This window comes from Exiguobacterium oxidotolerans JCM 12280 (genome assembly GCF_000702625.1).
Taxonomy (GTDB): Bacteria; Bacillota; Bacilli; order Exiguobacteriales; family Exiguobacteriaceae; genus Exiguobacterium_A; species Exiguobacterium_A oxidotolerans.
In genome coordinates this window covers 1-8,140 of sequence record NZ_JNIS01000002.1, presented here as the reverse complement: position 1 = coordinate 8,140, position 8,140 = coordinate 1, and the positions used below count along the sequence as shown (strand labels likewise).

At 48.3% G+C, this 8,140-nt stretch carries 5 protein-coding genes and 4 pseudogenes; 7 read left to right on the top strand and 2 right to left on the bottom strand.

Features of this window, described 5'->3' with window-relative positions:
* Window positions 1–652 (top strand): annotated as a pseudogene (locus P403_RS16220) (tRNA threonylcarbamoyladenosine dehydratase); the annotation flags it as partial.
* Window positions 653–682: 30 nt separating this feature from the next.
* Window positions 683–1,414, top strand: a pseudogene (locus P403_RS16215) (tRNA threonylcarbamoyladenosine dehydratase).
* On the opposite strand, the pseudogene P403_RS16210 reads toward P403_RS16215, so the two are convergent.
* Window positions 1,392–2,767: pseudogene (locus P403_RS16210) on the bottom strand (replication-associated recombination protein A). The pseudogenes P403_RS16215 and P403_RS16210 sit on opposite strands and share 23 nt — an antisense overlap.
* Window positions 2,768–2,834: 67 nt before the next feature.
* Between P403_RS16210 and cymR the strand changes: the two are divergent.
* From cymR to P403_RS0115840, 4 genes and pseudogenes are all read left to right on the top strand, one after another.
* Window positions 2,835–3,242, top strand: a complete 408-nt coding sequence (gene cymR, locus P403_RS0115855; protein ID WP_029331024.1) for a cysteine metabolism transcriptional regulator CymR — start codon at window positions 2,835–2,837, stop codon at window positions 3,240–3,242.
* Window positions 3,243–3,254: 12 nt separating this feature from the next.
* Window positions 3,255–4,386 (top strand): annotated as a pseudogene (locus P403_RS16205) (cysteine desulfurase family protein).
* 12 nt (window positions 4,387–4,398) lie between these two features.
* Window positions 4,399–5,523, top strand: a complete 1,125-nt coding sequence (mnmA, locus tag P403_RS0115845) for a tRNA 2-thiouridine(34) synthase MnmA (RefSeq protein WP_029331022.1) — start codon at window positions 4,399–4,401, stop codon at window positions 5,521–5,523.
* Entirely contained in the window at window positions 5,477–6,193 is a 717-nt protein-coding gene (locus P403_RS0115840) for a tetratricopeptide repeat protein (RefSeq protein WP_235195163.1), read from the top strand. Before mnmA ends, P403_RS0115840 begins: the two co-directional genes overlap by 47 nt.
* Window positions 6,194–6,382: 189 nt before the next feature.
* On the opposite strand, the gene P403_RS0115830 is transcribed toward P403_RS0115840, so the two are convergent.
* Window positions 6,383–6,931 (bottom strand): VOC family protein, encoded by a 549-nt coding sequence (locus P403_RS0115830; protein WP_034800839.1) that lies wholly within the window; start codon window positions 6,929–6,931, stop codon window positions 6,383–6,385.
* Window positions 6,932–7,054: 123 nt separating this feature from the next.
* Between P403_RS0115830 and P403_RS0115825 the strand changes: the two genes are divergently transcribed.
* Window positions 7,055–8,140 (top strand): helix-hairpin-helix domain-containing protein (locus P403_RS0115825; RefSeq protein WP_034801649.1); only part of this gene is annotated, 1,086 nt, incomplete at its 3' end.

Genomic DNA, 8,140 nt, shown 5'->3' with positions numbered 1-8,140 from the left:
GAAGCACTGGCCCGGAGTGGTGTCGGACGATTGATTCTCGTCGATAAAGATGACATCGATATCACGAACGTCAATCGCCAAATCCATGCCCTGCTGCCGACCGTCGGACAACCGAAGGTCGATGCGATGGCAGATCGGTTGATGTTGATCAATCCCGATTTAGAAATCGTCCGCCTGAAGATGTTCTACAATGAAGAAACGTACGAATCCTTTTTTGACCAACAACCGGACTATGTCATCGATGCATCAGATACTGTCTCGTTTAAAATTCATTTGATTAAAGAGTGTAAACGACGCAACATTCCAATCATCTCGAGCATGGGGATGGCAAATAAAATGGATCCGACACGGATTAAGATCGTTGACATCAAAGATACGACATATGATCCATTAGCAAAAGTCATCCGGACACGTTTACGCAAGGAAGGGATCCATAAAGGTGTTCCTGTCGTCTTTTCGGATGAACCACCTGTCAAAAACAATCGAAGAAGTGCGTCAAGTCGTCGGAAATGACGAAGCAGTCATTCGAAAAGCGAAGATGCCACCAAGTTCGAACGCATTCGTTCCGTCGGTCGGTGGTTTGATTGCAGCAAGTCACGTCATCAATGAGATCGTTCGCGAAGCAGGCGTTACGATCGAACGCGTCCGTTAAAAAAAGCGACCACTTCGGTCGCTTTTTCGCATCTTGAATGGTTACGGCTGTTTTTTCCAAACTCGAGTCGGGCTTGGAGCTGTTTCTCGAAGCCGCGTGGACTTGGTTCATAGAAGCACTGGCCGGAGTGTTGTCGGACGATTGATTCTCGTCGATAAAGATGACATCGATATCACGAACGTCAATCGCCAAATCCATGCCTGCTGCCGACCGTCGGACAACCGAAGGTCGATGCGATGGCAGATCGGTTGATGTTGATCAATCCCGATTTAGAAATCGTCCGCCTGAAGATGTTCTACAATGAAGAAACGTACGAATCCCTTTTTTGACCAACAACCGGACTATGTCATCGATGCATCAGATACTGTCTCGTTTAAAATTCATTTGATTAAAGAGTGTAAACGACGCAACATTCCAATCATCTCGAGCATGGGGATGGCAAATAAAATGGATCCGACACGGATTAAGATCGTTGACATCAAAGATACGACATATGATCCATTAGCAAAAGTCATCCGGACACGTTTACGCAAGGAAGGATCCATAAAAGGTGTTCCTGTCGTCTTTTCGGATGAACCACCTGTCAAAACAATCGAAGAAGTGCGTCAAGTCGTCGGAAATGACGAAGCAGTCATTCGAAAAGCGAAGATGCCACCAAGTTCGAACGCATTCGTTCCGTCGGTCGGTGGTTTGATTGCAGCAAGTCACGTCATCAATGAGATCGTTCGCGAAGCAGGCGTTACGATCGAACGCGTCCGTTAAAAAAAGCGACCACTTCGGTCGCTTTTTCGCATCTTGAATGGTTACGGCTGTTTTTCCAAAACTCGAGTCGGGCTTGGAGCTGTTTCTCGAAGCCGCGTGGACTTGGTTCATAAAAGACCGGTTTCGTCCGCGCTAAGTTTTCCGGCCAATAGCTTTGTTTCACGTAAGCGTGAGGGAATTGGTGCGGGTATTGATAAGCGACACCATTTCCGAGTGCTTCTGCACCGGGATGATGGGCGTCACGAAGATGCGGTGGGACCGGTCCGCCGTCCGAACGTCGTACGAGAGCCAGCGCCTTGTCGATTGCTGTGATGACGGTATTTGACTTAGGTGCCGTCGCCAAGTACAACACCGTTTCAGCGAGCGGAATTCGTGCTTCCGGAAAACCGACGTATTCACACGCACGAGCACAAGCGTCGACAATCAACAGAGCTTGTGGATCCGATAGCCCGATGTCTTCCGCGGCATGGACGTACAACCGTCTGACGATGAAACGAGGACTTTCGCCCGCTTCAATCATGACGGCGAGCCAATATAATGCTGCGTCCGGATCGGATCCGCGGATAGATTTAATGAAAGCCGAGATAACGTCATAATGGCGATCACCGTCTTTATCGTATTTCAATGCTTTTTGCTGAATCGATTCTTCGGCGACGGCGAGATCAATCGTGATTTCTCCGTCGACTTCCGGAGTCGTCAAGACGGCGAGCTCGAGTGCATTCAATAAGGCACGGTAATCGCCGTCAGATAGTTTAACGTAATGATCAATCGCTTCTTCTGTAATCGAAATCGGATATTTTCCAAGACCACGGTCTTTATCTTGTAACGTGCGGTTAAGCACGACACGTAAGTCGTCTGCAGTCGGCGGCTCGAACCGAAAGACGGTCGCCCGGAAAGTAAGGCGGCATTGACCTCAAAGCTCGGATTTTCTGTCGTCGCCCCAATCAAGGTGATTGTACCCGCTTCAAGAGCAGGGAGCAACGCGTCTTGTTGCATTTTATTGAAACGATGGATTTCATCTAAAAAGAGGATTGTTTTTTGATCATCGAACTGTAGGCGAGATTCTGCTGCCTTCAAGACATCGCGTAATTGATCGAGTTTTGCGGTGACGGCGTTCAACTGTTCGAAAGCCGACTTCGTATAGCTCGAGATGACACGCGCCAGTGTCGTTTTTCCGGTTCCCGGTGGTCCGTAAAAGATGACCGTTCCGAGTCGATCGGCAAGAATGGCACGACGTAAAAGGGTCGTCTCTCCAATCAAATGCCGTTGACCAACGATTTCCTCCAGTGACTGAGGACGCATCCGGTTGGCGAGCGGTCCAGCAGGATATTTTGATTCAAATAAATTAGCCATAGGTAGCGTTCCTTCTTTCCACGTGGATTCAGCTCCTACTATACTAGAAAGGATGTTATTTCGCATGATGAAAATTTCGACGAAAGGCCGTTATGGTCTGACAATCATGATCGCACTCGCTAAAGGAGGCGAACAAAAGCCGCTATCCTTAAAGAAAATTGCCCAGATGTATAATCTGTCGGAGCATTACTTGGAACAATTGATTGCCCCGCTCCGTAATGGCGGGCTCGTCAAAAGTGTCCGTGGTGCTTACGGTGGATACAAATTAGGACGAAAAGCGGAAGAAATCACAGCCGGTGATATCATTCGTTTGCTTGAAGGACCACTCGTCGTTGTCGAAGGGGACAATTGTGATGAAGTGACGAAACGTAAATTATGGGATAAAATCCAAAGTGCAGTCGATCAAGTACTTGATTCGACGACATTAAAAGATTTAGCGGAAGATGATGATACTGGATATATGTTCTATATATGAAAGGTGAGACAAATGATATATTTTGATCATGCAGCGACAACGCCGATGCACCCTGATGTACTACAAACAATGACTCCATATATGCTCGAACAGTTTGGTAATCCTTCGAGCGTCCATGCCTTTGGACGTTCGGGACGAGCTGCAATCGACGCGGCACGTCGAACACTTGCGAGTGAACTGAATGCCAAACCGAATGAAATCATTTTCACGGCGGGTGGAACGGAGTCGGATAACTATGCGATTCTTGGTGCTGCGATGAAATATCAAACACAAGGTCGCCACGTGATTACGACACGCTTTGAACATCATGCCGTCTTGCATGCGTTCGAGGAACTCGAAAAACGTGGATTTGACGTGACGTATTTAGAAGTTCCGGAGTCGGGCGTCGTCACGATCGACGCACTCGCGGCGGCACTTCGTCCGGATACAATTCTTGTTTCGGTCATGTTCGGAAACAATGAAGTCGGGACACTGCAACCAATCAAGGAAATGGGCCAGCTATTAAACAAGCAAAATATTCTCTTTCATACGGATGCGGTCCAAGTCTTTGGCAAGCTGAGTCTCGACGTCGAAGAATGTCAAATTGACCTATTATCGGCATCAAGTCATAAAATCAATGGACCAAAAGGAGTCGGGATGCTCTACGTCCGGACAGGTGTTCAATTAGAAGCGCAATCATATGGCGGTGAACAAGAACGGAAGCGTCGCGCGGGGAACAGAGAACGTCGCTGGAATCGTCGGTTTCGCAAAAGCCGTTCAATTGATCGTAGCAGAACGTGACATACTGAAAGCCCAGTCGGAAGACTTGCGTCACTTGTTACTCGAGCGCCTCGATACCGCCTCGATTTCCTATGAACAAAACGGTCATAAAGGACTGCCGCATATCGTCAATCTCTATTTCCCACGTGTCGAGATTGAACCGTTTTTAATCATGCTCGACATGCGTGGAATTGCCGTCTCGAGTGGGAGTGCCTGTACGGCAGGATCGATTGAACCGTCCCACGTGTTGTCCGCGATGTACGGTGAAAATGACCGGACGCGGCAATCGGTCCGAATTAGTTTTGGACGGGGAAACGATAAGGAGCAAGTCGAACTACTCGCACAAGGATTGATAGATGTCGTAAAATCGTTTCAGAACAAATAAGAGGTGAAAGCAATGAATACAAGAGCAAAAGCGCCAAGTGAGACGACAGTCGTCGTCGGAATGTCTGGCGGCGTCGACTCGTCCGTCACAGCACACTTGCTGAAAGAACAAGGGTACAACGTCATCGGAATCTTCATGAAAAACTGGGATGATACGGATGAAGACGGTTTTTGTACAGCGACGGAAGACTATGAAGATGTGATTGCGGTCGCCAATCAAATCGGCATTCCGTACTATGCAGTCAACTTCGAAAAAGAATACTGGGACAAAGTCTTCACGTATTTTTTGAATGAATATAAACTGGGTCGGACACCGAATCCGGATGTCATGTGTAACAAGGAAATTAAGTTCAAAGCGTTTCTTGATCATGCCATGCGTCTCGGGGCGGATTTTGTCGCGACAGGTCATTACGCGCGTGCGGTCTATGAAGACGGGGAGCACAAGTTACTCCGTGGGGTCGATACGAATAAAGACCAAACGTACTTCTTGAACCAACTGTCACAAGACCAAATTGCGAAAGCGATGTTCCCAATCGGTCACATGGAAAAATCAGAAGTCCGGAAAATCGCGGAAGAAGCGAACTTGGCGACAGCGAAGAAAAAAGATTCGACCGGTATCTGTTTTATTGGTGAACGGAACTTTAAACAATTCCTCAGCCAATACCTCCCGGCACAACCGGGCGAAATGCGAACACTCGACGGGAAAGTCATGGGACGTCACGATGGTTTGATGTATTATACGATGGGACAGCGTCATGGACTAGGGATTGGTGGAGACGGAGAGCCTTGGTTCGTCGTCGGAAAAAATCTTGCGGATAACGTCTTGTTCGTTGATCAAGGCTTCCATAATGAACTGCTCTACTCGGAAGGATTATATGCGTCAGACATCAGCTGGACGGCACCACTGAAAGTCGGCGATACATTCCGGTGTACGGCGAAGTTCCGCTACCGTCAAGAAGACTCAGGCGTGACTGTCCGCTTGCTTGAAAATGGACGTCTTGATGTTGCCTTTGACGAACGCCAACGGGCCATCACACCGGGACAAGCCGTCGTCTTTTATGATGGTGATGTCTGCTTAGGTGGCGCAACGATTGACGAAGCGTACAAAGCGGGCGAACGTCTTACGTATCTTGCATAAGGGAGAGAACACGATGAATTATAACGAAGTAGGATTTAGACATTTAGAAGCGGGAAATTACGAACTGGCGGCGCAAGCGTTCAACGATGCGATTGAAGAAAATCCGAATGATCCGACGGCATATGTCAATTTGGGGACGTTGCTTCAATCGATGGATGACGCGGACCGGGCATTACGTTTTTATGAAAAAGCGCTGACGATTGATCCAACGTTCGCAAGTGCCCACTATGCAAAAGGGGCATTGTTCTTTGCGGCAGAGCAACTTGTCGAGGCAGAAGATGCCTTACGACTCGCCTTACTCCATGGACTTGATGACGCCGATCTACACTTCATGCTTGGTCTGACGTATCAAAAGCTCGGGGATCCTGTCCGGGGAATTCCTCGCTTGAAACAAGCGACGGAATTGAACGGGGTGGACGTCGAAATTGCTTTCCAATACGGCCTTGCGCTCGCGCAAAACGAACAGATTGAAGAAGCGGCAGAAATTTTCGAACAAGTCCTGTTGTTAGAAGAAACGCACACGGACGCACGCTATAACTATGCGATTGCCCTTGCATTTCTTGGTCAGCAAGAAGCGTGTTATACGGAGCTCGAGACGGTTCTTGAATATCAACCGAATCATACGCTCGCGCAAGATGCGAAAGCGAAAATGGATTCTTTGTTAAAATAAGGTCCATGAACGGGTCTGACGCATAAGTCAGACCAGCATCAAGCCGTGTGACGGATGTTTCCGTCCTTCAACAATCAAATGGCCGACGATTCCACTTCTCACGGGATCGTCGGCCATTTTTTATACAACTTCTTATGATTCAAAATCGTTTAGTGCATAGCCAGGCGAAGTGAGTGGGGTGGCGGTTCATTAGTTTCCGACTTCACGTACGACGCGTTGCGGCGGACCAGAAAAGTCTTCGTACGCCTCGTCCATATTTTTTGTATAGAGCTCAATCACGTTTTGTTCGGTATCTTTAAAATAAGCGGAGTATTCTTTATCATTTGAAGTTTCTTGTTCATCCCATTCTCGAATCTTAACGGCAATATCTGCTTCCCGTAAGACGTTCAGAGCGTCCTCGAATCGGTTTTTTTCAATGTAAAAGGCGCAGTGGACGTGAGTCCCTCCTTCATCATAAAGTGAATCCCACTTCGTGACCGGTAGATTTTTGACAGTCCGTTCCTCAAGGGTGAAATCTCGTTTGAGCCAGAGTCCGAGTCGCGTGTTTCCACCAATATAGAGCCATGTCGCCCAAACGCCGTCTTGAGTGGCTTGCTCTTTACTTGGTTCCGCGTCATCCGGAGCCCATTGTTCGACAATCGGTATTCCGAGCGTCCCATGCCAAAAGTCGACAGCACGTTCCATATCCTCTACTTCAAGTACTAATTCACATAAGCCAGCAATTGGTAATCGTCCCACAAGCTTCTCCTCCAATTCGATTTTTAGTCCAACTTCACTTTCCCTGATTTTAAATCGATTAAACGAATGCTATGATGGTGAGAGCGTAGTGAGATCGTAGTCTTTTAGAAAGTAGGTGGAGTGATGGAGCACCCCCATCAAGTCGTCGGTCGTGTTAAACGTGTGCTCTTCTCCTCCGAAGAAGAAGCGCATTCCATCGTATTGGTGGCTGTGAAGGAAAAAAACTTTGAATTGAAAGAAACCGAACTCGTCGTGACGGGAACAGGTGTCGGAATTGAACTTGGCGGTACGTACCAGGCATTCGGACGATTGATTGATCATCCACGGTTCGGGAAACAATTAAAGGCAGAGTTGATTCGCCGCTCTGTTCCGATGACGAAGCATGCCGCTGTCCGCTTTTTGACGAATGGATCGTTTACCGGCATTGGTCCGAAAACAGCGAAAAATATCGTCGAGGCACTTGGCGAGGATGCGATCGATGTCATCTTAAAAGATAGCCGTGCCCTCGATCGTGTGCCTGGACTTAAACAAAAACAAGCTGACGTCATCTTCAGTCGACTGGCAACGCTCTATGGTGTTGATCAATTGATGTTGTTTTTGGCACCGTTCGACGTCACGCCGAAACTGGCAGCTAAAATTTATGCGGCGTACGAAGGGGATGCGATGGCGCGGATTCGTGAAAACCCGTATTCCTTGATGTACGAAGTGAGCGGGATCGGTTTTAAGACGGCCGATCAAATTGCCTCCCATCTCGGGTTAGTTGGTCTTCACCCGGAACGCGTTGCAGCGTCCGTCATGCACATACTTGAGCAAGAGGCAGGGGAAGGACATGCTTTTGCGACGATTGATTCCCTGTTGCAACGCGCTCCCCGCCTGCTAGGGGAAGACCCAGGCGAACGACTCGAACAGGCAATCGAGTTGTTATTGACAGAAGATAAAGTAAAACTCGAAGAAGGCTGTCTGTATCTGCCGACGATTTATTATGCGGAAGTCAGGGCGGCAAAAGAGCTGGCACGCGTCATGGCGAATGGAGCAGAACAAGAAGTCGATGTCGCGACGATCTTAACGGCAATCGGTCAGCTCGAAGAACGTTTCGGGATGGAATATGCGACGCAACAACGAGAAGCGATTGAACTGGCCGTCAAAGCACCATTGATGGTCTTGACCGGTGGACCGGGAACCGGTAAAACGACGGTCATCAAAGGAATC